This is a genomic window from Rhodoferax sp. TH121 (assembly GCF_002251855.1).
Taxonomy (GTDB): Bacteria; Pseudomonadota; Gammaproteobacteria; order Burkholderiales; family Burkholderiaceae_C; genus Allorhodoferax.
Genome location: NZ_NOXW01000018.1, coordinates 51059 through 74103, shown reverse-complemented (window position 1 = coordinate 74103; position 23045 = coordinate 51059). Strand labels below are relative to the sequence as shown.

Below are 23045 nucleotides of genomic sequence, written 5' to 3'. Positions count from 1 at the left end.
TTCCGCCATGAACACGACTATTTCGCTCCCTGCCAAGGCCGCCCGGCCGCGCCGCAGCGCCTTCACCCCTGCACGTTTGGGCGTCTATGCCTTTTTGATCAGCGTCTCGGCTTTCTTTCTGTTGCCGCTGTATGTGATGGTCATCACATCATTAAAAGCCGGGCCAGAGGTCCGGCAGTCCCTGTTGTTTGCTTGGCCGACGAATCCCCAGTTCGGCAACTGGGTGGAAGCCTGGTCCACTGCCTGCATTTCCGTGGCCTGCGAGGGTATCCAAGGCGGATTCTGGAACTCTGTGCGATTGGCGATTCCCGCCACTGTGTTGTCGGTATTTCTCGGCGCACTCAACGGCTACGCCCTGAGCTTCTGGCGCTCCAAATGGGGAGACCTGCTGTTTGCCATCCTGATGCTGGGCGCCTTTGTACCCTTCCAGGTCATGATCTACCCTCTGGTGTCCTGGTTCCGCATGGGCGGCTTCTACAACACCTACTGGGCCATCCTGCTGGTGCACTGTATTTTTGGCATGCCGGTGCTCACGCTGCTGTTCCGCAACTACTACGTCTCGGTACCCCAAGAGTTATTCAAGGCGGCCCGCATTGACGGCGGCGGTTTCTGGCGCATCTTCCTGCAACTCATGCTGCCCATGGCCACACCCATGCTCATCGTGGCAACCATCCTGCAGGTCACCGGCATCTGGAATGACTACCTGTTCGGCCTGATCTTCGCGGGCAAGGACAACTACCCCATGACGGTGCAGCTCAACAATCTGGTGAACACCACCTTCGGCGAGCGCCGCTACCACATCGACATGGCCGCCACCATCCTCACCTCCCTGGTGCCCTTGGCCATCTATTTCTTCTCTGGCCGCTGGTTCGTCCGTGGCATTGCCGCTGGCGCCGTCAAGGGCTGACCTTCTCTTTCAACCTACACCACAAAGACTCCATCATGGCCAGCGTCCATATCAAAGACCTCGACATCACCCTGGGGGGCAACAGCATCCTCAAATCCATGAACCTGGATGTGCAGGAAGGCGAATTCCTCGTGCTTCTGGGCCCTTCGGGCTGCGGCAAATCCACCCTGCTGCATTCGATTGCCGGCTTTTACGACGTCAACGACGGTCAGATCATCATTGGCGACAAGGACGTGACTTGGGCGGACCCCAAGGACCGCGATATCGGCATGGTGTTCCAGTCCTACGCCCTCTACCCCACCATGAATGTAGAGCGCAATATGTCCTTCGGCCTGCGCGTGGCCGGCGTGGACAAGGCAGAGATCGAGAAGCGTGTGAACCGCGCTGCTGACATGCTGCAGCTCAAGGAGCTGCTCAAACGCCGCCCATCCCAACTCTCGGGAGGCCAGCGTCAACGTGTGGCCATTGGGCGGGCGCTGGTGCGTGATGCCAAGGTGTTCCTGTTCGACGAACCGCTCTCTAACCTCGACGCCAAGCTGCGCGCAGAGCTGCGCCGCGAGCTGAAGGAATTGCACCAGAACCTGAGCGCCACCATGATTTACGTGACGCACGACCAAGTGGAGGCCATGACCTTGGCGGATCGTATTGCGGTCATGCGTAACGGAAAGATCCAGCAAATCGACACCCCTGCCGTGGTCTATGGCAAACCGACCAATGTGTTTGTGGCGGGCTTCCTGGGCTCTCCCAGCATGAATTTCATCAAGGGCGTGCTCGATGTGAGCGGAGGCCGCAGGACGGTACGTGCCGGCGAATTCGTACTGGACGTGTCGGCCTACCCGTTCCTGGCCGATGCACCGTCATCGCAAGATGTGATTCTGGGTATCCGCCCCGAACACATCCAAATCGCCCATGGCGGTGGAGTTTCATCCATCACCGGAAAAATCAAGCTCATCGAACCCATGGGCGCCCACCAAATTCTGTGGGTGGATTGCCAGGGCCAGACGCTGAGCATCCACACCGAAAGCGCCACCACCTACCAGACTGGCGCCACCCTGGAACTGTCAGTCGATGCCACCCGTGCCTCCATCTTCCAGGGTGACGGAGAACGCCGCCTGTAAAGGATCAATACACGTACGATGGCCACCATCAAAGATGTCGCCAGGCTGGCGCAGGTCGGCGTAGGCACCGCATCCCGGGCGATCTCGGGCCGCGGGGGCGTATCACCGGATGCATTGGCCCGCGTGCAAAAAGCCATCCAGCAGCTGGACTTCCGCCCCTCCAATGTGGCGCGTGCGCTCTCGCTCAAGAGCCTGGGCATGCTCGGGGTCTACGTGCCCCTGTTCGAAGGCTCCTTTTACTCGCCCATCCTGCAGGCCATTGATCGCGAATTGCGGGCAGTAGACCGGCACATGGTGGCGGCCAATGCCTGTGGCCAGGGCAACGAACGCCAGAAGGCCCTGCAAGGCGTGGAATTTCTGATGCAGCGGCAGTGCGACGGAGTTTTTATTCTCAGCAATGACCTGCTGGAAAGCGACCTGGCCGACCTCTACCGCCGCTACCCCCGCCTGGTGCTGCTCAACCGGCAAAGCCCGGTGTTGGGGCAGCATGCCTTCAGCGTTGACCATGAACATGCCGGGCGCTTGGCGGCCATAGCCCTGTTGTCCCAAGGGCACCGCGATATTGCCGTGATCCAGGGCCACCGCGATGCCCCTGACAACCACGACCGCATGCGCGGATTCCATGCCGAGCTGGGACGCCATGGCGTCCAGGTGAAGCCTCAGCACCATGTGGACGGCACCTTCAGCTTTGTTTCCGGCTATGCCGGGGCAGAGCAGCTGTTGGCACAGCATGACCAGAACTACACAGCCGTTTTCTGCGCCAACGACGTCATGGCCATGGCCGCCATCACGCGGTTTGTCCAGGCTGGCCGCCGGGTGCCGCAGGATGTGTCCATCATTGGCTACGACGATACCGACATCGCCGCCTACACCGCCCCCACGCTCACCACCGTACGCATTCCCATGGACAAGGTCACCACCAACGCCTGCCGGTTCCTGTTGAACATGTGTTACGCACTGAATTTGCCGGTGGAGCGGGACTTCGCTCCCCACATCGTGTGGCGCAGCTCGGTGGCACAAGGCCCCCACCGGCCTGTGGACCTGACCACGGTGACGCGCAGCTGAGCTACCCCTCGCTCATGGTTTTCAAACTTGGCATTGTGGGTGTGGGCAATATTTTTCCTGCCTACCTGCGCACCCTGCAGCGCAGCAAACTTTTCAACATTGTTGGCATTGCCAATGCTGGCCCTGGCATCGGAAGTGCTGCGCGGCGTGCACAAGAATACCGCTTGCCGGCCATGTCGCTAGAGGCGCTGCTGGACAGCGACGCCGACATCATTTTGTGCCTGACACCGCCGCTGAGCCACCACGCCATCGGCATGCGGGTGCTGCAAGCGGGCAAACACTTCTACACCGAGAAACCCCTGGCGGCCACGTTTGCGCAAGGGCAAGAACTGGTCGCACTGGCAGAGCGACAAGGCCTGCGCCTAGGGAGCGCACCTGATACCTTCTACGGCGCGGCGGCACAAACCGTACGCGCACTGGTCGATGGCGGCACCCTGGGGCCCATCCGCCACGGCACGGCCCACTTCATGGCGCATGGGCCGGACGAGTGGCACCCCAACCCGGACTTTTTTTACCGCACCGGTGCCGGCCCGCTGCTGGACGTGGGCGTGTACTACCTGACGCACTTGGTTCACCACCTCGGCCCGGTGGCACATGTCAGTGGAACCGCCCATACAACCCACACTGAACGCCGGATTGCCGTCGGCCCCAACGCCGGCAAAACGCTGGCTGTGGAAGTGCCCACCCACATCGTGACGCAGCTCGCATTTTCTGGGGGCGCGCAGGTGGTACTGACCAGCAGCTTTGATGTCTGGAAACATGGCCACCCGCCCATGGAGCTTTACGGTGATGCAGGCAGCATTCAACTCCCCGACCCCAACCGCTTTGGCGGCACCGTCCGCTCGGCCGTGCGCGACGGCCCCTGGGTGCGTGCGGATGGCAAGCGCCCGTACACCACCAACATGCGTGGCCTGGGGCTCGTGGACATGGCACTGGCGCTGCAATCGGGCCGGCCCCAGCGCTGCAGCGCCGAGATGGCCCTGCATGTGCTGGAAGCCATGGAGCGCGCCATTGTGGCGGGCCTTGGCGGACACACCCAGCCCCTCACCACCACTTGCACACGGCCGGCACCGCTGGACCCCACACCCCTCTGACCATGCACTTTCCTCCTGACTTTCACTTCGGCGCATCCACCTCGGCCTACCAAATCGAAGGAGCGGCAAACGAAGATGGCCGCTTGCCCAGCATCTGGGACGAGTTCGCCCACCACAGCGGACGCATCAAGGACGGCAGCACCGGTGACGTGGCCTGCGACCATTACCACCGCTGGCGCGAGGATGTGGACATGATCCATTCACTGGGCCACAACGCCTACCGCTTTTCCATTGCCTGGCCCCGTGTGATCCCGCAGGGACGTGGCGCGCTCAACCCCAAGGGCCTGGACTTTTACGACCGCCTGGTAGACCGCCTGCTGGCGCACGGCATTGCGCCCTATGCCACGCTCTACCACTGGGACTTGCCGCTGGGCCTGCATGCGCAGGGCGGCTGGCTCCATCGCGACACCTGCCATGCCTTTGCAGACTACGCCGCCGCGGTGGCGCAGCGCCTGGGGGACCGTGTCTACGGCTACGCCACCCTCAACGAGCCGCGCTGTTCTGCCACCGTGGGCTATCTGGAAGGTCGGCACGCCCCCGGCGAGATGGACCAGGCCAAGGCCCTGCAAGTGGCCCACCACCTGATGCTGGCCCACGGCCTGGGCATGCAGGCGCTGCGCGCGAACACCCGCAAGGCGCGCCTGGGCGTGGTGCTGGACGTGAAGCCCTACCACGCCGCGGACGATTCGGCAGCCTCACGCCAAGCCGCACACAACGCGTATGGCGTATTCAATCGCTGGTTCATGGAGCCCATGTTTCTGGGCCACTACCCGCAGGACATCTGGGACAGGTATGGGTCTCTGGTACCCACGGTGCACGAGGGCGACTTGGCCACCATCTGCCAAGCGATTGACAGCCTGGGCATCAACTACTACTCGCGCGGCCACGTGGAACACAGCGCCTCCAAGCCCTTTCCGCATGCCGCCGACGTGCGCTGTACCACTTCGTCTTTCACCGACATGGGTTGGGAAATCTGGCCTGATGGCCTGCGCGAAATGTTGGTCCGCATCCACCAAGATTACCGCCTGCCCGACATCTACATTGCCGAAAACGGCGCCGCCATGGATGACGTGCTGGAGAACGGCCAGGTGCACGATCCGGTGCGCCGTGACTACCTGCAATCGCACCTTGCCGCCGTGGCCCAGGCCCGCGATGCAGGTGTACCGGTCAGCGCCTACCTGGCTTGGTCATTGCTGGACAACTACGAGTGGGGCCACGGCTACACACGGCGCTTTGGCATCTGCCATGTGGATTACGCCAGCCAACAACGCACCCCCAAAAGCAGTGCGCTCTGGCTGCGCGACTTTATTGCCCAACAGCGCCGCTAATCCGGGGCCACGGCCCGGGTCGTCTGGCGCACGACCAACTCCAAGGGCGGCACATGCACCGCCTCGCTGGGGTAGCCCATCATCTCCAGCAAGGTGTGCGCCGCGTACAGGCCCACCTCGTACACCGGCTGGCGTACGGTGGTCAGCGGTGGCGTCATGTAGTTGCACAGGGGAAGGTCATCAAAGCCCACCAGGGACACATCCTCAGGCACCCGGATGCCGCTCTGGTGCAAGGCCAGGCGCGCGCCCAGTGCCGACTCATCGTTCGCACAGAAGATGGCAGTAAATGGCTCGCCGCTGTCCAGCAGCTTTTGGGCCGCCAGGTAGCCACCTCTGTCGGTGAAGTTGCCATGCACCACGCAGTGGGGATTGGGCGTGACGCCCGCTTCCTCGTGCGCCTGGAGATAGCCCAGGTAGCGCTGCTGCGCGTGGGGCCGCCCTTCCATGCCGGCCAGGTGCGCGATACGGGTGTGTCCCAGCGCCAGCAGGTGCTGGGTGGCCAGGTAGCCCCCGTGCTTCTGGTCCAAATCAATGGAGCGCACATTCGGCCCCTCCAGCTTGCGCTCGGTAATCACGACCGGCTGCTGCTGTGCCACGGCTAATACCTCGTTGTCAGCGATATTGCCGGTCAGGATGATGACGCCATCCACACGGCGCGAGGTCAGCAGCTTCAGGCTGGCTGCATCGGCCTCGGCGTTCCAGTGACCGCTCACAATGATGCAGGAATGGCCGCTCTCGGCCAGCCCCATCTCGATCCCTTTGAGCGCACGCGAATAAAACTGGCTCTCAATGGCCTGGGTGAGCACCCCCACTGTCATGGTGATGCCAGTCTTCAGGCTGCGTGCAAACAGGTTGGGCTTGAAGTTGAGGCGGCGGATGGCGGCTTCCACCGCCTCGCGTTTTTCCGGCGCCACTTTGGCTGTGCCATTGAGGATACGCGACACCGTGCTGGCCGACACCCCTGCGGCGCGGGCCACATCCAACAGGGTGACCGGCTCGGACGCCGTGGAAGGGGAATCGGAGGGAGAAGGCATACCCTTCCGAGTTTATGCCAAGCGCCTGCGCCGGGGCAGGCTACGGGCCTCAGTTGGCAAAGGCGGCGATGCCGGTCTGCGCACGGCCCAAGATGAGTGCATGGATGTCGTGCGTACCTTCGTAGGTGTTCACCACCTCCAGGTTCACCAGGTGGCGCGCCACGCCAAACTCGTCGCTGATGCCGTTGCCGCCCATCATGTCGCGCGCCAGGCGGGCAATGTCCAGCGCCTTGCCGCAGCTGTTGCGCTTGAGGATGGAGGTGATCTCCACCGCCGCCGTGCCCTCGTCCTTCATGCGGCCCAAGCGCAGGCAACCTTGCAGGCCCAGCGCGATTTCGGTCTGCATGTCAGCCAGCTTCTTCTGGATGAGCTGGTTGGCGGCCAGCGGGCGGCCAAACTGTTTGCGGTCCAGCGTGTACTGGCGCGCGCGCAGCCAGCAGTCTTCGGCTGCGCCCAGCGCGCCCCAGGCAATGCCATAGCGGGCCGAATTGAGGCAGGTGAACGGACCCTTGAGGCCTTGCACTTCGGGAAAGGCGTTTTCCTCTGGGCAAAACACACCGTCCATGACGATCTCACCCGTGATGCTGGCGCGCAGGCCCACCTTGCCGTGGATCGCCGGAGCACTCAACCCAGCCATGCCTTTTTCCAGCACAAAGCCGCGGATAGGCCCGACCTTGCCACCCTCGCTCACTTCCTTGGCCCAGACCACAAACACGTCGGCCATCGGGCTGTTGCTGATCCACATCTTGCTGCCAGTTAGTTTGTAGCCGCCCGCGACCTTGTGAGCGCGTGTGGCCATGCTGCCGGGGTCGGAGCCGTGGTCGGGCTCGGTCAGGCCAAAGCAGCCAATCCACTCGCCCGTGGCCAGCTTGGGCAGGTACTTCTGCTTCTGCGCCTCGGTGCCAAATTCAAAGATCGGCACCATCACCAGACTGCTCTGCACACTCATCATGCTACGGTAGCCGCTGTCGACCCGCTCCACCTCGCGGGCGATCAGGCCGTAGGCCACGTAGTTGAGGCCGGGGCCGCCGTACTGCTCGGGGATAGTGGGACCCAGCAGGCCCAGGGCACCCATTTCACGAAAAATCGCCTCATCGGTCGTGCCATCGCGGAAAGCCTGCGTCACACGGGGCAGCAGCTGGTCCTGGCAATAGGCCGCAGCCGCGTCGCGCACCATGCGTTCGTCGTCGCTGAGCTGGCTGTCCAGCAGAAAAGGGTCTTGCCAGTTGAAGGCGGCGTGGGGCATGGAATCGTCTCCGAGGTCAATAGGGTGTGGCCGCCATCGTAGTGCGCCACGGCCGCACTGACAAACGCTTTTCCAGCATCCATACATGCTGTTTTAGCACTTATGAACCCATGCCTTTTATGCTTGTTTTATACGCTTTTACCTTTTAAATACTGCGTAAAAAGCTCCTGAATTTATAGCAAACTAGCCCTCTTGACGTGCTCCTGTGTATAGTCAAACACCATGCGCAGAAAAATACCCTCGCTGCAGGCACTGGCCTGTTTTGACGCCGCCGCCCGCTACCAGAGCTACACCCGCGCCGCCCAAGAACTGGCGCTCACCCAGAGTGCCGTCTCGCGCCAGGTAGCAGCACTGGAGGACTATTTGGGTCTGGAGCTGTTCCGCCGCACCCGGCACGGCGTGGTGCTCACGGTGGCGGGTAGCCAATATGCCCGCCAAATCGCGCCGCGCCTGCAGGCGCTGGAGCGCGACACGCTGGACGCCATGTCGGGCCAGGGTGCCGGCGGCGCCATCTACCTGGCCGCCGTGCCCACCTTTGCCGCCCGCTGGCTGGTGCCGCGCCTGCCCGCGTTTGCCGCTACCCACCCGGACGTGGTGGTGCACATCGAATCCCGCACCCGCCCTTTTTTGTTTACCGACACCGAGCTGGACGCCGCCTTGTACGCCAGCACGCCCGAGGGCATGGCCCAGTGGGCAGGCACCCGCGCGGTGCGTTTGTTACCCGAAGTGGTGCTGCCGGTGTGCGCACCGCGGTGCATGGCGGGGCGCAGCACGCTGTCGGCCGCCGAGGTGGCGACCCTGCCGCTGCTGCAGCAAAGCACCCGTCCTCAGGCTTGGCCCCTGTGGCTAGAAGCCGCAGGCCCACCGGGAGAACCCGCTCCGAGCCACGCGCTGGGCGGCCCGCGGTTTGAACAGTTCTCCATGACCACTGCCGCCGCCGTGGCCGGCATGGGCGTAGCCCTGATTCCCCAACTGCTGATTGAAAACGAACTGCGCAGCGGCGCCCTGGTGGTGGCGCACCCCCTGCCCCACCCTGAAGAGCGCCACTATTACCTGGTGCTGCCTGAGGGCCAGGCCGAGCGCCCAGCGCTGCAACAGTTTGGTCAGTGGCTGCTGGAGACCGTGCGGGCAAACCCCTAGTTACAGCGTGGCACGTGGATTGCTAGCATGCAACTCATGACTTGACCAAACGGTCAGTTTTTAAAGGAGTTGCCAGCGTGTCTACCCCCTCACCCTCTCCCGCCGACGTTCGTGCAGGCCGCCTCGCCAGCGAGGAATACGCCCAACGGTTTGCCGACGCCACCCCGCGCTTCACCGAATCGCAAGCCCTGCTGGAGGCGGAACGCTGCCTCTACTGCTATGACGCACCCTGCGCCACGGCCTGCCCCACCAGCATTGATGTGCCGTCCTTCATCAAGCGCATTGCCGATGGCAACCTGCGCGGCTCTGCCAAGGCCATTCTGGAGAGCAATCCGCTAGGCGGCATGTGCGCCCGTGTCTGCCCTACCGAAAACCTGTGCGAAGCCGTCTGCGTACGCAACACCCAGGAAGACCGCCCGGTCGCCATTGGCCGCCTGCAGCGCCACGCGGTGGATGCGCTGATGGAAAGCGACAAGCCCCAGATCTTTACCCGCGCCCCCGCTACCGGCAAAAAGGTGGCCGTGGTCGGCGCCGGCCCTGCAGGTTTGGCCTGTGCCTACACGCTGGCGCGTGAAGGCCATGACGTGGTCATCTTTGACGCCAAGCCCAAGGCCGGCGGCTTGAACGAATACGGCCTGGCGAGCTACAAAACCCCCGACGACTTTGCCCAGCGTGAAGTGCGATGGCTGCTGGACATTGGTGGCATCACCATCCAGCACAACTGGAAACTGGAAACCGCAGCCCAGCTGGAGAGCCTGCGCAAAGACTACGCCGCCGTCTTTTTGGGTCTAGGCCTGGCCACCACCCAAGCACTGGGTGTGGTGGGCGAAACCCTGCAAGGCGTGCAAGACGCAGTGGACTTTATTGCCACCCTGCGCCAGACCGAAGACCTGTCCACCCTGCCCGTGGGCCGCCGCGTGGTGGTCATCGGCGGCGGCATGACGGCGGTCGACGCCGCGGTGCAAAGCAAGCTGCTGGGTGCTGAAGAGGTGCACATGGTCTACCGCCGAGGGCCCGAAAGTCTGTCCGCCTCCAAGGCCGAACAGGAATGGGCGCAAACCAACGGCGTGACCATCCACCACTGGCTGGCACCCGTGGAGGTGCTGGGCCAGAGCGGCCATGTGAGCGGCATCACCTTTGCACACCAGGCGATGGTGGACGGCAAGCTCGCCCCCACCGGCGAAACCACCACCCTGGCGGCCGACACCGTGCTCAAGGCGATTGGCCAAAAGCTGGGTAACCCTGTGTTGGCCGAGGCCGGCCTGACGCTCTCGGGCGGAAAAATTGCCACCGATGCCGAGGGCACGACCAACCTCAAAGGCGTGTGGGCGGGCGGCGACTGCCGTGCCGGCGGGCTGGACCTGACCGTGGAGGCCGTGGAACACGGCAAGCTGGCTGCCAAAGCCATCCACGCGTACCTCAAGGCCTGATCGGCCCCTCCGTCACGAGACATCACGACCTCACAACCTCAAGAACACCGGAGTCACACCATGGCCAATCTCGCAACCAATTTCGTCGGCATCAAAAGCCCCAACCCCTTCTGGCTTGCCTCTGCCCCGCCCACCGACAAGGCCTATAACGTCAACCGCGCGTTTGAAGCCGGCTGGGGCGGCGTAGTCTGGAAGACCTTGGGCGAAGCCGGCCCCCCCGTCGTCAACGTGAACGGCCCGCGCTACGGCGCCTTGCTGTCGCCCGACCGCCGCCTCATGGGCTTCAACAACATCGAGCTGATCACTGACCGCGACCTCGAACTCAACCTGAAAGAGATCACCGAGGTCAAGCGCAACTGGCAAGACCGCGCCATGGTGGTGTCGTTGATGGTGCCCTGCGAAGAGAAGAGCTGGAAGGCCATCTTGCCTCGCGTGGAAGACACGGGTGCCGACGGCATTGAGCTGAACTTTGGCTGCCCTCACGGCATGAGCGAGCGCGGCATGGGCGCGGCCGTGGGCCAGGTGCCTGAATACATCGAGATGGTCACGGCCTGGTGCAAGCAATACAGCAAGCTGCCCGTCATCGTGAAGCTCACCCCCAACATCACCGACATCCGCAAGCCCGCCCAAGCCGCCAAGCGCGGTGGGGCCGATGCGGTGAGCCTGATCAACACCATCAACTCCATCATGGGCGTGGACCCTTACACCCTGACCATGTCGCCCAGCACCGGCGGCAAGGGCAGCCACGGCGGCTACTGCGGCCCAGCCGTCAAACCCATTGCGCTGAACATGGTGGCCGAGATCGCGCGTGACCCCGCCACTGCCGGCCTGCCCATCAGCGGTATCGGCGGCATCGGCACCTGGCGCGATGCGCTGGACTTCATCGCCCTGGGCTCCGGCACGGTGCAAGTGTGCACCGCCGCCATGGTCTATGGCTTCAAGATCGTGCAGGAAATGGAGAGCGGCTTGTCCACCTACATGGACGAGATGGGTTTCACCAGCGTGGACCAGATCGTGGGCAAGGCCGTGCCCACCGTGAGCGACTGGCGCTACCTGAACCTGAACCACATCAGCAAAGCCGTCATCAACCAAGACAGCTGCATCCAGTGCGGCCGCTGCCACATCGCCTGTGAAGACACCAGCCACCAGGCCATCACCTTCATGAAAGACGGCAAACGCCACTTTGAGGTGAAGGAAGACGAATGCGTGGGCTGCAACCTGTGCGTGACCGTGTGCCCGGTGCCCAACACCATCAGCATGCGCGACGTGCCGGTGGGCCAAGTGGACCAACGCACCGGCAAACCCGTGAGCCCGGTGCACGCCGACTGGACCACCCACCCCAACAACCCGATGCGCGCCAGCGCCTGAACGGACTTGATAGAGCGGCATTTAGGCATCAAAATGGCCTCCAGACCCCGTATTTATTGCGCAAGCAGCTATTGTTTTAGGAGCAAATCATGACGACTCTGTTTATCCGTGGCGGCACCGTGGTCAACGCGGACCGCGCCTTCAAGGCCGATGTGATTACCCAAGACGGCAAGATCGTGGCCGTGGGCGAGAACCTGACGGCCCCGGCCGGCGCCACCACGGTGGACGCGGGCGGCCAGTACGTCATGCCCGGCGGCATTGACCCGCACACCCACATGCAGCTGCCCTTCATGGGCACGGTGACGATGGACGACTTCTTCACCGGCACGGCGGCCGGACTAGCCGGTGGCAACACCACCATCATCGACTTCGTCATCCCCGACCCGCAAGAGAACATCATGGACGCCTACCGCAAGTGGCGCGGCTGGGCCGAGAAGTCGGCGTCGGACTACACCTTCCACGTCGCCATCACCTGGTGGAGCGAGCAGGTACGCCAGGACATGGGCACGCTGGTGCAGCAAGAGGGCGTGAACAGCTTCAAGCACTTCATGGCCTACAAAAACGCCATCATGTGCGACGACGAAACGCTGGTGAACAGCTTCAAGCGCGCGCTGGAACTGGGCGCCATGCCTACCGTGCACGCCGAGAACGGCGAACTGGTTTACCTGCTGCAGAAAACCGTGTCGGAGATGGGCATCAAGGGGCCTGAGGGCCACCCGCTCTCCCGCCCGCCCATGGTGGAGGCCGAAGCCGCCAACCGCGCCATTGCGATTGCCGACGTGCTGAACGTGCCCATCTATGTGGTGCACGTGAGCTGCGTGGAAGCGGCTGAAGCCATTGCCCGCGCCCGCGCCCGCGGCCAGCGCGTATACGGCGAAGTGCTGGCCGGCCACCTGGTGCTGGACGACAGCGTCTACCGCCACCCCGACTTTGCCACCGCTGCGGCCCACGTGATGAGCCCGCCTTTCCGCCCCAAGGGCAATAGCGAATTTTTGTGGCGCGGCCTGCAAAGCGGCAACCTGCACACCACCGCCACCGACCACTGCACCTTTTGCGCTGCGCAAAAGGCCGCAGGCAAAGACGACTTCACCAAAATCCCCAACGGCTGCGGTGGCGTGGAAGAGCGCCTGGCCGTCATCTGGGACGAAGGCGTGAACACCGGGCGCCTGACACCCAGCGAGTTTGTGGCTGTCACCTCCGCCAACACCGCCAAGCTGTTCAACATCTACCCGCAAAAGGGCAGCGTGAGCGTAGGCGCCGACGCCGATTTAGTGGTGTGGGACCCGGCGGGTACCAAGACCCTGTCGGTGAAAACGCAGCACAGCAAGGGCGACTTCAACATCTTCGAAGGCCGCACCGTCAAGGGCATCCCCAGCCACACCGTGAGCCAGGGCGAGTTGGTCTACGTGCAGGGCGACCTGCGCGCCGTGCAAGGCAAGGGACGCTACCTCAAACGCCCCGCCTTCAGCGACAACTTCTCTGCCAGCCGCCTGCGCGCTGAAACACTGGCGCCCACCGCCGTGAAGCGTTAAACCCATAGCCAAGCCCAAGGACACCACCATGAGCACCGCAACCGATATCGACATCTCCAAAGTCCGCATCAACGGCGACCGCCTCTGGGCCTCGCTCATGGAGCTGGCCAAGATTGGCGCCACACCCAAGGGCGGCGTCTGCCGCCTGACGCTAACCGACCTGGACAAGCAGGGCCGTGACCTGGTGCTGGGCTGGGCGCGCGACGCCGGCATGACCGTCACCATCGACAAGATCGGCAACGGCTTCATGCGCCGCGCGGGCCGCAACAACAGCTTGCCCCCCATCATGACCGGCAGCCACATCGACACCCAGCCCACTGGCGGCAAATTCGATGGCAACTACGGCGTGTTGGCGGGCATTGAGGTGGTGCGCACGCTGAACGACCTGGGCATTGAAACCGAAGCGCCCATCGAAGTGGCCTTCTGGACCAACGAAGAGGGCTCGCGCTTTGTGCCCGTGATGATGGGCTCGGGCGTGTTTGCCAAAGCCTTCACGCTGGAACATGCCTATGCCGCCACCGACACCGAAGGCAAGAGCGTGAAGGGCGAGCTGGAGCGCATCGGCTACATCGGCGACCAGGAACCTGGCGACCACCCCATCGGAGCGTATTTTGAAACGCACATCGAACAAGGCCCGGTGCTGGAAGACAACGACGTGACCATCGGTGTGGTCAGCGGCGTGCTGGGTATTCGCTGGTTTGACTGCACCGTGACCGGCATGGAAGCCCACGCCGGCCCCACGCCCATGGGCCTGCGCAAGGACGCCATGCTGGCCGCCACGCGCATCATGCAAGACGTGGTGGCCGCCGCCCACCGCCACCCGCCGCATGGCCGCGGCACCGTGGGCATGGTGCAGGTGTTCCCCAACAGCCGTAACGTGATTCCGGGCCGCGTGAAGTTCAGCATCGACCTGCGCAACAGCACCGACGCGCTGGTAGACCAGATGGCCGACGAGGTGAAAGCCTTCGCCGCCAAAGTAGCGCAAGAGCATGGCGTGGACGTGAAGATTGAAATGGTGTCCAGCTACTCGGCGATTGCCTTTCACGACGACTGCGTGGACGCTGTGGGTCGAGCCGCCAAAAACCTGGGCTACAGCCACATGCCCGCCGTCTCAGGCGCCGGCCACGACGCGGTCTACATGGCCAAGCTAGCGCCTAGCGGCATGATCTTCATCCCCTGCAAGGACGGCATCAGCCACAACGAGATTGAAGACGCCAAGCCCGAGCACATCACCGCCGGGTGCAATGTGTTGCTGCATGCGATGTTGGAGCGGGCGAAAGTGGTTTGAGTTTCGGCCAATGAAGAGACGCATTTGACACCAAGCCATCTTAAATATAGATGGTTTTCATCAAAATTTAATCGCTTCTCAAGATTCATTGCGATCTCTATCGTTCAGGGTAGGTCTGTTGTTGCGACAGATCACCCTTTATTTTGATCTGGAGATTGTTATGAACACCACCACTATTCCTACCGCATCACCTCGACGCCTGCTGGGCGTCGGGCTGTGGGCGGCTCAGCTTGTACTGGCCTTCTTTCTTTTGTTTGGTGCTTACATGAAACTCGCGGCGCCGGCGGACGAAGTCGCCAAGATGATGGTGTGGGCAGCCCAGTACCCCGCTTTAAAAACATTCACAGGCATTGTTGATCTGCTGGGTGGCTTGGGCATCCTGTTGCCCGCACTTACCCGGATTCAGCCTCGTTTGACGGTGCTGGCCGCTCTGGGCATCATCGTCTTGCAAGTTCTGGCTTTCGCTTTCCACGGTTCCCGCGGCGAATGGCCCGCTACCCCTTTTAACGTCATCCTGTTGGGATTGGCTGCGTTTGTGTACTGGGGCCGCAGCAAAGCTGCCCCCATCACTGCCCGCTGATCATTGCCGCATTGGGCGTAAGCAACACGCGACACCGGCCACGCCGGTGTCTATCCAACCCACAAACCTCCCGCCATGAGTCGGCACCCCATACGAAATGTTCGCCGCGACTTCTTGAAGAAAGGCGCCTCCCTCGCACTGGTCACCTGGGGGGGTGCTGCCTTCGCGGACGCCTCTCGGCCTGCGCGGTTTAGCAGCGAACAAGGCGTAGAAATACGCGATCTGGACTGGTTCGATACACAACGCCAACGCGCGGTTCCCGTGCGCCTCTATCTGCCAAAGACCTATGACGCGGACACTGGGGAGCAGGCCAGAAACCCATGGCCAACGGTTGTCTTCTCACACGGGATTGGGGGCTCACGCCAGGGTTACTCTTGGTTTGGCCAGCATTTAGCTCGACACGGTATCGCCAGCCTGCATCTGCAGCATGTGGGCAGCGACCTGACCTTGTGGAAGGGTAACGTCCTTGGCTTGATTGGTCGACTCCAAAAGGCTGCGCAAGAACGCGAAGCGCTGGAGCGAGTGAACGATCTCCGGTTTGCGCTGGACACATTGATCGCCAGCGACCTCGGCCAGAAACTCGACGCCCGGCGTATCGTCGCCGCAGGGCACAGTTACGGCGCCAACACCACACTGTTGGCAGCGGGTGCCCGAGTACAACGCGCTGGGGGTGTTTTGGATTTCGCAGACGAACGTATCTGCGGCGCCATCGTGATTTCTGCACCACCGTTTTATGGCGAAGGTGATCTGAAGCCCATTCTGGGTCATATAACGATTCCTAGCCTGCACATCACGGCAACAGATGACGTCATACGCATCCCCGGCTACTTCAGCGGATCCGAAGACCGACTGAAGATTTTTCACGCAACCGGAGGCGACCAGAAGTGGCTCGCCGTGTATGAGGGTGGTTCCCACAGCATGTTCACCGACCGCAACCGAAGCGGTGGCGCTGAGCTCAACCCTCTGGTCAAACAAGCCAGCCAGGCCCTGATACTTGCGTTTTTACGCGCGGTGTGGGATGCCGACCATAAAGCCTTGGAGAGTTGGCCGCTTCAGCACACCACTTTGTTGTCCCACTACAGCGCGCCCACTGCACATTCTGCACCTCGTGGCTAACGTTACCGCTGTCTGCATTTTTGTCCACTCCCTGTAGAACCACTTATGAATCTCAGAGCCCTCACAGCCATCACCTTGCTGGTGTCATTCATCGCCATGTCCACCTCGGGTGTGCTGATGTTGATCATTGACCAGCCTTCTTTCACTATTCGTATGCACCCGGTGCACAAGCTGTTCGGTGTGCTGATGATCGTGGCCATCCTCAGCCACCTCAGGCTGAACTACCGCGGCCTGATTGCGCACGCGCGCCATCGTTCGGCAGTGTGGGCGGGCTCGGTGCTGAGTGTGATTCTGGTACTGGTGTACGCAGTGGCAATACTGAACACCCAAGACCCCGCAAAGGCGGCTGCTGTAGACCAAGCGGCACAACAACTCGAGCAAAGCAGTGCCCCAGCCAAGCCATGATGTTGAAACCTTGCTCCTGGATGCCGCACACCTTGCAGTGCGGCCACACGCAACCGAAGCCCGACATGCTTTTGGTACTTTTGCATGGCTGGGGCGCACGCGCCGAGGACATGGAAGTGCTCGCGCACACGTTGGGCGGCTGTCAGCCACGTACTCTGACCTTAGCCCCTCAGGGCTTTGAGTCCGCGGGTATCAGCACAGGCGCAAGGCAATGGTTTGACGTGCAAGGCATGACGCCCCACAACCGCCAACTACGGATCGCTGCGGTATTGCCCCGCATGGCAGCCTGGATCAGCACAGTGCAGATGCAAACCGGCGTGCCGTGGCATAACACGGTGCTGGCCGGCTTCTCGCAAGGCGCAAGTGTGGCGCTTGCACTGGCATGTGTGCACGAGCGCTTAGCCGCCAAAGTATTGGCCTTTTCAGGCAGGCTGCCCGAAGCTGCCAAACCGGTGCCAGGCACTTCGCTGCACTTCTTCACAGGGGCGCAAGATGCCTTGCTTCCGCTGGAAGAGCTTCGCGCCTCCGTACAGAATCTCCACACCGTAGGGAGCCGCGTAACACTCGACGTGGCCGAAAACCTTGGCCACAGCATCAACATGCAGTTGCTGGACCGGGCGCGCAACTACCTCGTGTCGGGCTGAGAGCGGGCTCAATCCAGTCCGGTTTTGCCATCAGCCCAATAGGCCTTGGTTCGAATACGATCCCCGCTGATCCCCTTGGCACGGAGCGCCTTTAGAAAATGCTGGATCGTGCGAGCACGCCCCGCTAAGACAAAGTGGGTCTGCGGCGAAAAGCGCTCCCACACCGATTGCTCCATCCTTGACCAGTGAGCGTCATCGGCCTGTTTGGCAATCAGCGCAGCAGACTGGCCCCATGCATGACACAGGGGTCCCCAAACCTCAGGGGCGGCCACCTCAAGCACCGCGCGACCCGCACCCCAAGCAAGGGTCAAACCGAACGCTGTCTCATCACCGAGCACCATCACGTCCTTGGCTGCAGTATCGCCCAGCGCCAGTGAGCTGCGAGGGCCCATCAACTCAACGACGGCCCCGTTTTTTGCATCGGTGACCCAGTCGCTCCCTGGGCCAGGTGACAAGGTCTGCGCCACAAAGCTGGTGCTACCTTGCAATGGGTCCCATTGGATGGGGGTGTACGTGCGGGTTTGCAAACCCGAGCCCAAGCGTATCTGGATTTTGTCGCCGGCCGTCCATGCGACGCCTTTCAACGCCTCGCCCTGCAGCGTGATGTAGTGCAGCGAGGGGGCCAACAGCACGTGATCGGAAACCTGTGCGGTCCGGAAAAAGACCCGGGTGATCAGACGCGTAAACGGTCCTTTGGCGTTCATTTCCGTGGTGGTGAGCTCGCTCATGCCGCCAGCTCCCGGGTAGCCTCGCCAAAGCGGTAACTGGACGAAGCAATAAAGCCCATTAGTCGCTCCCGGTAGATGGCGGTGGCGGTATCTCCACGGGCTGCGCCTACCGCCACCAGCAGGGGCAAGAAATGATCTTCATGGGGGTGAACCGCCCGGGCATATGGCGCTTGCTCCCAGTGGGTGAGGGCATCCTTCCGGCGTTGCTGATCGCTGTCTTGCAGCACCCGGTGTACCCAATCATCAAAGGGCCCGGAATATGCCGCCATCTCGGGACCCCGCTCGTGACAGGTCATGCCGCTGCCAATGATGAGGATGTTTTCTTCCCGCAGGGGCGCCAATGCTGCCCCGGCCCGGATGTGCAGGGCGGGGTCCAGCCCTGCGTGCAAAGAAAGTTGCACCACAGGAATATCGGCTTGCGGATACATGGTTTGGAGCAAGCTGTAGGTACTGTGGTCGTAACCGCGTTGGGCGTCTGCGGCGGCTGGGCAGCCGGCTGCAGTGAGCAGATCCACGATCCGCGCCGCGAGCGCGGGCTGCCCGGGACTCGGATAGCGGATGCTGTACGTCTCGGCGGGGAAGCCCGAATAGTCATACACCATCCCAGGTGCCGCTGCAGAAGTGACCATGAAAGCACGCGCCTCCCAATGCGCTGACACCACCACGATCGCGTCAGGGCGCTGTGGCAATTGACCGGGCACAGCCAGTAAGCCTCGCTCAAGCCCGCGCAAACCCTCGCGCAAAGGACCTTGCATCCAGGGCCAGGGGCCACCACCGTGGCACAAGAAAAAGGCAGGCATTCGTGTTTCAGTCATGGGCTTTCCTCAATTCCCAAGCAGCATGCTGCGGTTGGTTTTCACCCAGTCCGCCAGTCGCCGGGGAGGGCGATTCGTCAGGCGGCGGAAGTCCGCGGTCACGGTGGCCACACGGCCCGCTGCGGTGTTGGTGTCGAACGATGCCAGCGCTGTTGCCACAGGCTCCGGAAAGCCGGCACCCACCATGCCCTGCACAATGGCTTCCACCGGCACCTGCACCACTTCGATAGCCTTGCCCAGCTCGCGCGCCAGGATGGCCGCTTGCTCTGCCGTGCTCAGGGCTTCGTCGCCACTCAAGGTGTAGGTGGTCTTGCCGGTTTCGCCTGGGGACGCCAAGGCCACTGCAGCCGCGTACGCCAGGTCATCGCGCGACAGGCTTGCCACCCTGCCCTCGCCCGCAGCGGTAAACCATTTGCCGCCTTGGGCGGCAATCCCAGGCAAACTGAACATCAAGTTGTCAAAGTACCAATGGTTGCGAAGAAGCGTCCAGCCGGTAAATTTGCTGCCGCGTATGGCCTGCTCGGTGCCCTCGTGGTCAGGCGCGATATGCAGGGGCGAACCCTCTGGCTCTGGACAAGAGGTATAGAGCAGGTGCTGCACCCCTGCTTGCTCGGCAGCCGCAATTGCGCGCTCATGCTGTTCTAGTCTGCGTCCTGGCTGGCCGATGGCGTCTGTACTGATGATCAACAATCGGTCCGCACCCGCAAACGCAAGTGGAAGGCTTGCGGGCTCGTCAAAGTCTGCAGCCCGCACACGCACACCCCGCTGGGCGAAAGCACTAAGCGTCGCAGGCTTGCGAGTAGTGGCGATGATGCGCTCGGGTGCAATTTGCAGGGTTTCCAGCAGATGGTGCAATACACGGAGGCCGAATTTCCCGGAAGCTCCGGTCACAAGCAAAGTGGTCATGTTCATGATCCTGAAATGAAATAGAAAGGGGCTTAGCGGCTGGCAATCGGCAGCGCGCGGCCACGACCCCAAAACACAAAGGCGGCCAGGGCGATCAGTACCAAATTCATGGGTACAACCATGGTTTCACCGCGGGACAGGTGCAAGGTCATCGCCAGTGTCTGCAAGACGATGGTGCCCAAGGCAGCCATCGCGGTCAGGCGAGGTTGAATGCGGGTGAGGGAAGGCAGCAAAACGCCCAGGCCCCCCAGCAGATCCACCATGCCCGTAAGGGTCACCAACTGCGGCAGGGCCGCAGTCCAAGGCATCATCTTGGCCAACTCGGCGGGCGGCGTGCTCAGCTTGGTGATGCCGGCGTAAATGTAGAAGAGGGCCAGCAATGCTTGGACAAGCCAGAGCGCAGGGCCAAGAATCTTGCCGGGGCGGGAGGAGGTGTGAGTCGAAGTTGTCATGGTCATGTCCTTTTCAGATGCGGCATCTGATGAATAGACGCCTAGTTGGAACTGTAGAGACACGCACATATTCACGGAAGCGATAAAATTTTGATGAATACCATCTTTCGGACAGATACATCATGATTGGCAACTTGACTCTGGACCAACTTCGCGTGCTAGTGGCCATTGCCGAAGCAGGCAGTTTTTCTGCTGCGGGGCGCAAGCTACGGCGGGTACAGTCCGCCATCAGCCACAGCATCCAGAACCTGGAAGAGACGCAGGGTGTGCAACTGTTTGATCGTGGCTCGCGCACACCACAGTTCACCGAGGCCGGACGGGCGTTGGTCACCCAGGCGCGGCAGGTCTTGCGCCAAGCGGACATGTTTGAGCGAACTGCCCAGTCCATCAGCGCAGGACTGGAGCCAGAGCTATCGATTGCGGTGGACAGCTTTGTACCCACCCAGCCCCTGATTCGCAGCCTCGCAGGTTTACAGGCGCAGCACCCGGACCTGACCGTCACGCTCTTCACGGAAGGTATGGGCGCCGCGCAGCGCCGGGTGCGCGATGGCTCGGCCATTCTGGGACTGTGCGCCCTGCTGCCATCTACCATCCAGGAGTTGCAGGCAGCGACACTCACCCAAGTCACCCTTGCACCCGTGGTGGCCCCCGACCACCCTCTCGCCACCGAAACCCGTCCCATCACCCGAGACATCCTGGCCGAACATGTGCAACTGATCCTGACCGATCCACTTCAGATGCCCGGCCCCAGCTTCAGCGTGGTCAGCCCGCGCGTCTGGCGCTTTGTGGACATTGCACGACGCCTGGAATTTTTGTTGGCGGGCTTTGGCTGGTGCACCATGCCGCTGCACCTGGTGGAGCCGCATCTAGAGGCGGGGCGCCTGATACGACTGGACATCAATGACCCCGGCTTACTCCCCCGTGCCATTGATCTTTTTGCCATTCACGACCGACTCCGCCCACTGGGCTTGGGAGCGCGCTGGCTATTGGGGGACCTGCAGCAGCAGGCATGGCCGGTGGCAATGGCTTAGTTTCCATCGCCTGCAAAGACGGCATCAGCCACAACGAGATTGAGGACGCCAAGCCGGAGCACATTACCGCGGGATGCAATGTGTTGTTGCACGCGATGTTGGAGCGCGCAGGTACTTGAGACAGACCGCCACATATTTGTAATAAATATGTCATAAATATCCGACGGAGCGAGATGGAGCGGGGAAAGCCGGTGTATGGTTTAGACACCGTTTCCCCCATCGAATTCTGAGAAAGCCCCGCACCATGAAACTCAAGACCCGCATCCTCTGGCTGTGTGCCGCCACGCTGTTGGGACTGGTCATCCTCTCCGCAGTCGCGCTGACCACGCTGTACCGCTCGATGATGAACGAGCGGACCGCGCAGCTGTCCAACTTGGTCCTGCTGGCCCATGCGGCGGCGCAAAAGGCCCATGAGCAGGAAAAGAGCGGCGCCCTCTCGCGCGAAGACGCGCAAAAAGAAGCCAAGCGCAACATCGGCAGCTTTGTCGACAAAGACAAATACTTCTTCGTGCGCGGTTTTACCGATGATGTGAACTACGTGCACCCCAACCCCAAGCGGGTCGGCATCGTCGATGAAAAGGGCGGCAAGGAAGCGGGCGTGCGCTACCGCGATGCGCTGCAGGGCAAGACCATCGGCACGGTGACAGCACCAGGCACCCGTCCCGGTGCCAAAGAGCCAGTGGACAAGCTCTACGCCGTCATCAAGTTCGAGCCCTGGGACTGGATCATCGGCTTTGGCGACTACGTGGACGACATCCAAACCGCCTTCTGGCGCAACACGGCCATCTTGTTGTCCATCAGTGCTGCGCTGATGGCGGTGCTGGTGGTAATGGCCTGGCAAATGCTGCGCACCCTGGTGAAGCAACTGGGTGGCGAACCCCAATATGCGGCCCAAGTGGTGACCCAGATCGCCGAAGGCAACCTGGCAGTGGAGGTGAACACGCTACCGGGCGACACCTCCAGCATCCTGCACGCCATTCGTGCCATGCGCGACAACCTGGCGCATCTGGTGAAACAAGTGCGTGAAAGCACCGACTCCATCAACACCGCCTCCGCCGAAATCGCTGCAGGCAATAGCGACCTCTCATCGCGCACCGAATCGCAAGCCAGCGCACTGGAAGAAACTGCCGCCTCCATGGAGGAGCTCACCTCCACGGTTCAGCAGAACGCGGCCAATGCACGGCAGGCCGATGAATTGGCACGGACAGCATCGGAGATGGCCGTGCGCGGCGGTGATGTGGTGCAGCAGGTGGTGGGCACCATGAGTTCCATCGAAGAGTCTTCGCGCAAGATTGTGGACATCATCAGCGTCATCGACGGCATTGCTTTCCAGACCAACATCCTGGCCCTAAACGCCGCCGTTGAAGCCGCTCGCGCAGGCGAACAGGGCCGTGGCTTTGCCGTAGTGGCCAGCGAAGTGCGGTCCTTGGCCGGGCGCAGCGCGGCAGCAGCCAAAGAGATCAAGGGTCTGATCGACGACTCCGTCTCCAAGGTTGGCGTGGGCACCCAACTGGTGGAACAAGCGGGCTCCACCATGCGTGAGGTGGTTCAGGGCGTGCAGAGCGTCACCACCATGGTGGCCGAAATCAGTGCCGCCAGCAATGAACAGAGCGCAGGCATCGCCCAAGTGAACCAAGCCATTTCGCAGATGGACCAAGGCACGCAGCAGAACGCCGCACTGGTGGAAGAAGCATTTGCGGCCGCCCAGTCACTGAGCCATCAGGCCGTGGCGCTGTCACAAACCGTGGGGCAGTTCCGGGTGGCTTGATTGGCTGGGGGACCAGTTTCATCTCCAGCCATGGGGCATTCGCCACACAG

Annotated in this window: 23 protein-coding genes; 17 read left to right on the top strand and 6 right to left on the bottom strand. The window is 62.2% G+C overall.

Going from position 1 to position 23045, the window contains the following annotated elements:
* The first annotated feature begins 7 nt into the window (after positions 1-7).
* The 5 genes from CHU94_RS03560 to CHU94_RS03540 are packed head-to-tail and all read left to right on the top strand — an operon-like array spanning position 8 to position 5512.
* Positions 8-907, top strand: a complete 900-nt coding sequence (locus CHU94_RS03560) for a carbohydrate ABC transporter permease (protein WP_094476842.1) — start codon at positions 8-10, stop codon at positions 905-907.
* A 35-nt stretch (positions 908-942) separates the two neighbouring features.
* On the top strand, positions 943-2025 hold the full coding sequence (locus CHU94_RS03555; protein ID WP_094476840.1) for an ABC transporter ATP-binding protein: 1083 nt from the start codon (positions 943-945) through the stop codon (positions 2023-2025).
* Between the two features lie 18 nt (positions 2026-2043).
* On the top strand, positions 2044-3090 hold the full coding sequence (locus tag CHU94_RS03550) for a LacI family DNA-binding transcriptional regulator (RefSeq protein ID WP_094476838.1): 1047 nt from the start codon (positions 2044-2046) through the stop codon (positions 3088-3090).
* Positions 3091-3104: 14 nt separating this feature from the next.
* Positions 3105-4184 (top strand): Gfo/Idh/MocA family protein, encoded by a 1080-nt coding sequence (locus CHU94_RS03545; RefSeq protein WP_094476836.1) that lies wholly within the window; start codon positions 3105-3107, stop codon positions 4182-4184.
* 2 nt (positions 4185-4186) lie between these two features.
* Entirely contained in the window at positions 4187-5512 is a 1326-nt protein-coding gene (locus tag CHU94_RS03540) for a GH1 family beta-glucosidase (protein ID WP_094476834.1), read from the top strand.
* On the opposite strand, the gene CHU94_RS03535 is transcribed toward CHU94_RS03540, so the two are convergent.
* Both CHU94_RS03535 and CHU94_RS03530 read right to left on the bottom strand, forming a co-directional pair.
* Positions 5509-6546 (bottom strand): LacI family DNA-binding transcriptional regulator, encoded by a 1038-nt coding sequence (locus tag CHU94_RS03535; RefSeq protein ID WP_094476832.1) that lies wholly within the window; start codon positions 6544-6546, stop codon positions 5509-5511. The genes CHU94_RS03540 and CHU94_RS03535 overlap by 4 nt on opposite strands.
* Positions 6547-6595: 49 nt before the next feature.
* Entirely contained in the window at positions 6596-7792 is a 1197-nt protein-coding gene (locus CHU94_RS03530; protein ID WP_094476830.1) for an acyl-CoA dehydrogenase, read from the bottom strand.
* A gap of 222 nt (positions 7793-8014) precedes the next feature.
* On the opposite strand from CHU94_RS03530, the gene CHU94_RS03525 reads away from it, so the two are divergent.
* From CHU94_RS03525 to CHU94_RS03485, 9 genes are all read left to right on the top strand, one after another.
* A complete protein-coding gene (locus CHU94_RS03525; protein WP_094476828.1) occupies positions 8015-8932 on the top strand; it encodes a LysR substrate-binding domain-containing protein in 918 nt (305 codons plus the stop codon).
* Positions 8933-9009: 77 nt separating this feature from the next.
* A complete protein-coding gene (locus tag CHU94_RS03520) occupies positions 9010-10362 on the top strand; it encodes an NAD(P)-dependent oxidoreductase (RefSeq protein ID WP_094476826.1) in 1353 nt (450 codons plus the stop codon).
* Positions 10363-10422: 60 nt separating this feature from the next.
* Entirely contained in the window at positions 10423-11730 is a 1308-nt protein-coding gene (preA, locus tag CHU94_RS03515) for an NAD-dependent dihydropyrimidine dehydrogenase subunit PreA (RefSeq protein WP_094476824.1), read from the top strand.
* An 89-nt stretch (positions 11731-11819) separates the two neighbouring features.
* Entirely contained in the window at positions 11820-13262 is a 1443-nt protein-coding gene (gene hydA / locus CHU94_RS03510) for a dihydropyrimidinase (RefSeq protein ID WP_176451914.1), read from the top strand.
* A 28-nt stretch (positions 13263-13290) separates the two neighbouring features.
* Positions 13291-14550 (top strand): Zn-dependent hydrolase, encoded by a 1260-nt coding sequence (locus CHU94_RS03505; protein ID WP_094476820.1) that lies wholly within the window; start codon positions 13291-13293, stop codon positions 14548-14550.
* A 160-nt stretch (positions 14551-14710) separates the two neighbouring features.
* Positions 14711-15130 carry a DoxX family protein gene (locus tag CHU94_RS03500; RefSeq protein WP_094476818.1) on the top strand — a complete coding sequence of 140 codons (420 nt, stop codon included), beginning with the start codon at positions 14711-14713 and terminating at the stop codon, positions 15128-15130.
* Between the two features lie 75 nt (positions 15131-15205).
* Complete coding sequence (locus tag CHU94_RS03495) at positions 15206-16246, top strand: alpha/beta fold hydrolase (protein ID WP_094476816.1); 1041 nt, start codon at positions 15206-15208, stop codon at positions 16244-16246.
* Positions 16247-16291: 45 nt separating this feature from the next.
* Positions 16292-16651, top strand: a complete 360-nt coding sequence (locus CHU94_RS03490) for a DUF4405 domain-containing protein (protein WP_094476814.1) — start codon at positions 16292-16294, stop codon at positions 16649-16651.
* Between the two features lie 65 nt (positions 16652-16716).
* On the top strand, positions 16717-17295 hold the full coding sequence (locus CHU94_RS03485) for an esterase (protein WP_176451913.1): 579 nt from the start codon (positions 16717-16719) through the stop codon (positions 17293-17295).
* Between the two features lie 8 nt (positions 17296-17303).
* On the opposite strand, the gene CHU94_RS03480 is transcribed toward CHU94_RS03485, so the two are convergent.
* The 4 genes from CHU94_RS03480 to CHU94_RS03465 are packed head-to-tail and all read right to left on the bottom strand — an operon-like array spanning position 17304 to position 20196.
* Positions 17304-18023 (bottom strand): siderophore-interacting protein, encoded by a 720-nt coding sequence (locus CHU94_RS03480; protein WP_094476810.1) that lies wholly within the window; start codon positions 18021-18023, stop codon positions 17304-17306.
* Positions 18020-18838: a class III extradiol ring-cleavage dioxygenase gene (locus CHU94_RS03475; protein WP_094476808.1), complete on the bottom strand. Its 819-nt coding sequence runs from the start codon at positions 18836-18838 to the stop codon at positions 18020-18022. The genes CHU94_RS03480 and CHU94_RS03475 overlap by 4 nt, the downstream gene beginning before the upstream one ends.
* A 9-nt stretch (positions 18839-18847) precedes the next feature.
* Positions 18848-19744 carry an SDR family oxidoreductase gene (locus tag CHU94_RS03470; RefSeq protein ID WP_094477073.1) on the bottom strand — a complete coding sequence of 299 codons (897 nt, stop codon included), beginning with the start codon at positions 19742-19744 and terminating at the stop codon, positions 18848-18850.
* 32 nt (positions 19745-19776) lie between these two features.
* Positions 19777-20196, bottom strand: coding sequence for a DoxX family protein (locus tag CHU94_RS03465; protein WP_094477071.1), 420 nt, complete (start codon positions 20194-20196; stop codon positions 19777-19779).
* Between the two features lie 122 nt (positions 20197-20318).
* Here CHU94_RS03465 and CHU94_RS03460 point away from each other — a divergent pair, with 122 nt between their 5' ends.
* From CHU94_RS03460 to CHU94_RS03455, 3 genes are all read left to right on the top strand, one after another.
* On the top strand, positions 20319-21227 hold the full coding sequence (locus tag CHU94_RS03460; RefSeq protein ID WP_094476806.1) for a LysR family transcriptional regulator: 909 nt from the start codon (positions 20319-20321) through the stop codon (positions 21225-21227).
* Complete coding sequence (locus tag CHU94_RS18985; RefSeq protein ID WP_255033801.1) at positions 21206-21346, top strand: hypothetical protein; 141 nt, start codon at positions 21206-21208, stop codon at positions 21344-21346. Before CHU94_RS03460 ends, CHU94_RS18985 begins: the two co-directional genes overlap by 22 nt.
* 125 nt (positions 21347-21471) lie before the next feature.
* Positions 21472-22995 carry a methyl-accepting chemotaxis protein gene (locus tag CHU94_RS03455; RefSeq protein WP_094476804.1) on the top strand — a complete coding sequence of 508 codons (1524 nt, stop codon included), beginning with the start codon at positions 21472-21474 and terminating at the stop codon, positions 22993-22995.
* The last annotated feature ends 50 nt before the right edge of the window (positions 22996-23045 follow it).

What these genes read in the sequence shown, in the direction of transcription:
- CHU94_RS03560 (WP_094476842.1), top strand. Translation starts at nt 8, where the DNA reads ATGAACACGACTATTTCGCTCCCTGCCAAGGCCGCCCGGCCGCGCCGC.
- CHU94_RS03555 (WP_094476840.1), top strand. Translation starts at nt 943, where the DNA reads ATGGCCAGCGTCCATATCAAAGACCTCGACATCACCCTGGGGGGCAAC.
- CHU94_RS03550 (WP_094476838.1), top strand. Translation starts at nt 2,044, where the DNA reads ATGGCCACCATCAAAGATGTCGCCAGGCTGGCGCAGGTCGGCGTAGGC.
- CHU94_RS03545 (WP_094476836.1), top strand. Translation starts at nt 3,105, where the DNA reads ATGGTTTTCAAACTTGGCATTGTGGGTGTGGGCAATATTTTTCCTGCC.
- CHU94_RS03540 (WP_094476834.1), top strand. Translation starts at nt 4,187, where the DNA reads ATGCACTTTCCTCCTGACTTTCACTTCGGCGCATCCACCTCGGCCTAC.
- CHU94_RS03535 (WP_094476832.1), bottom strand. Translation starts at nt 6,546, where the DNA reads ATGCCTTCTCCCTCCGATTCCCCTTCCACGGCGTCCGAGCCGGTCACC.
- CHU94_RS03530 (WP_094476830.1), bottom strand. Translation starts at nt 7,792, where the DNA reads ATGCCCCACGCCGCCTTCAACTGGCAAGACCCTTTTCTGCTGGACAGC.
- CHU94_RS03525 (WP_094476828.1), top strand. Translation starts at nt 8,015, where the DNA reads ATGCGCAGAAAAATACCCTCGCTGCAGGCACTGGCCTGTTTTGACGCC.
- preA (WP_094476824.1), top strand. Translation starts at nt 10,423, where the DNA reads ATGGCCAATCTCGCAACCAATTTCGTCGGCATCAAAAGCCCCAACCCC.
- hydA (WP_176451914.1), top strand. Translation starts at nt 11,820, where the DNA reads ATGACGACTCTGTTTATCCGTGGCGGCACCGTGGTCAACGCGGACCGC.
- CHU94_RS03505 (WP_094476820.1), top strand. Translation starts at nt 13,291, where the DNA reads ATGAGCACCGCAACCGATATCGACATCTCCAAAGTCCGCATCAACGGC.
- CHU94_RS03500 (WP_094476818.1), top strand. Translation starts at nt 14,711, where the DNA reads ATGAACACCACCACTATTCCTACCGCATCACCTCGACGCCTGCTGGGC.
- CHU94_RS03495 (WP_094476816.1), top strand. Translation starts at nt 15,206, where the DNA reads ATGAGTCGGCACCCCATACGAAATGTTCGCCGCGACTTCTTGAAGAAA.
- CHU94_RS03490 (WP_094476814.1), top strand. Translation starts at nt 16,292, where the DNA reads ATGAATCTCAGAGCCCTCACAGCCATCACCTTGCTGGTGTCATTCATC.
- CHU94_RS03485 (WP_176451913.1), top strand. Translation starts at nt 16,717, where the DNA reads ATGCTTTTGGTACTTTTGCATGGCTGGGGCGCACGCGCCGAGGACATG.
- CHU94_RS03480 (WP_094476810.1), bottom strand. Translation starts at nt 18,023, where the DNA reads ATGAGCGAGCTCACCACCACGGAAATGAACGCCAAAGGACCGTTTACG.
- CHU94_RS03475 (WP_094476808.1), bottom strand. Translation starts at nt 18,838, where the DNA reads ATGACTGAAACACGAATGCCTGCCTTTTTCTTGTGCCACGGTGGTGGC.
- CHU94_RS03470 (WP_094477073.1), bottom strand. Translation starts at nt 19,744, where the DNA reads ATGACCACTTTGCTTGTGACCGGAGCTTCCGGGAAATTCGGCCTCCGT.
- CHU94_RS03465 (WP_094477071.1), bottom strand. Translation starts at nt 20,196, where the DNA reads ATGACAACTTCGACTCACACCTCCTCCCGCCCCGGCAAGATTCTTGGC.
- CHU94_RS03460 (WP_094476806.1), top strand. Translation starts at nt 20,319, where the DNA reads ATGATTGGCAACTTGACTCTGGACCAACTTCGCGTGCTAGTGGCCATT.
- CHU94_RS18985 (WP_255033801.1), top strand. Translation starts at nt 21,206, where the DNA reads ATGGCCGGTGGCAATGGCTTAGTTTCCATCGCCTGCAAAGACGGCATC.
- CHU94_RS03455 (WP_094476804.1), top strand. Translation starts at nt 21,472, where the DNA reads ATGAAACTCAAGACCCGCATCCTCTGGCTGTGTGCCGCCACGCTGTTG.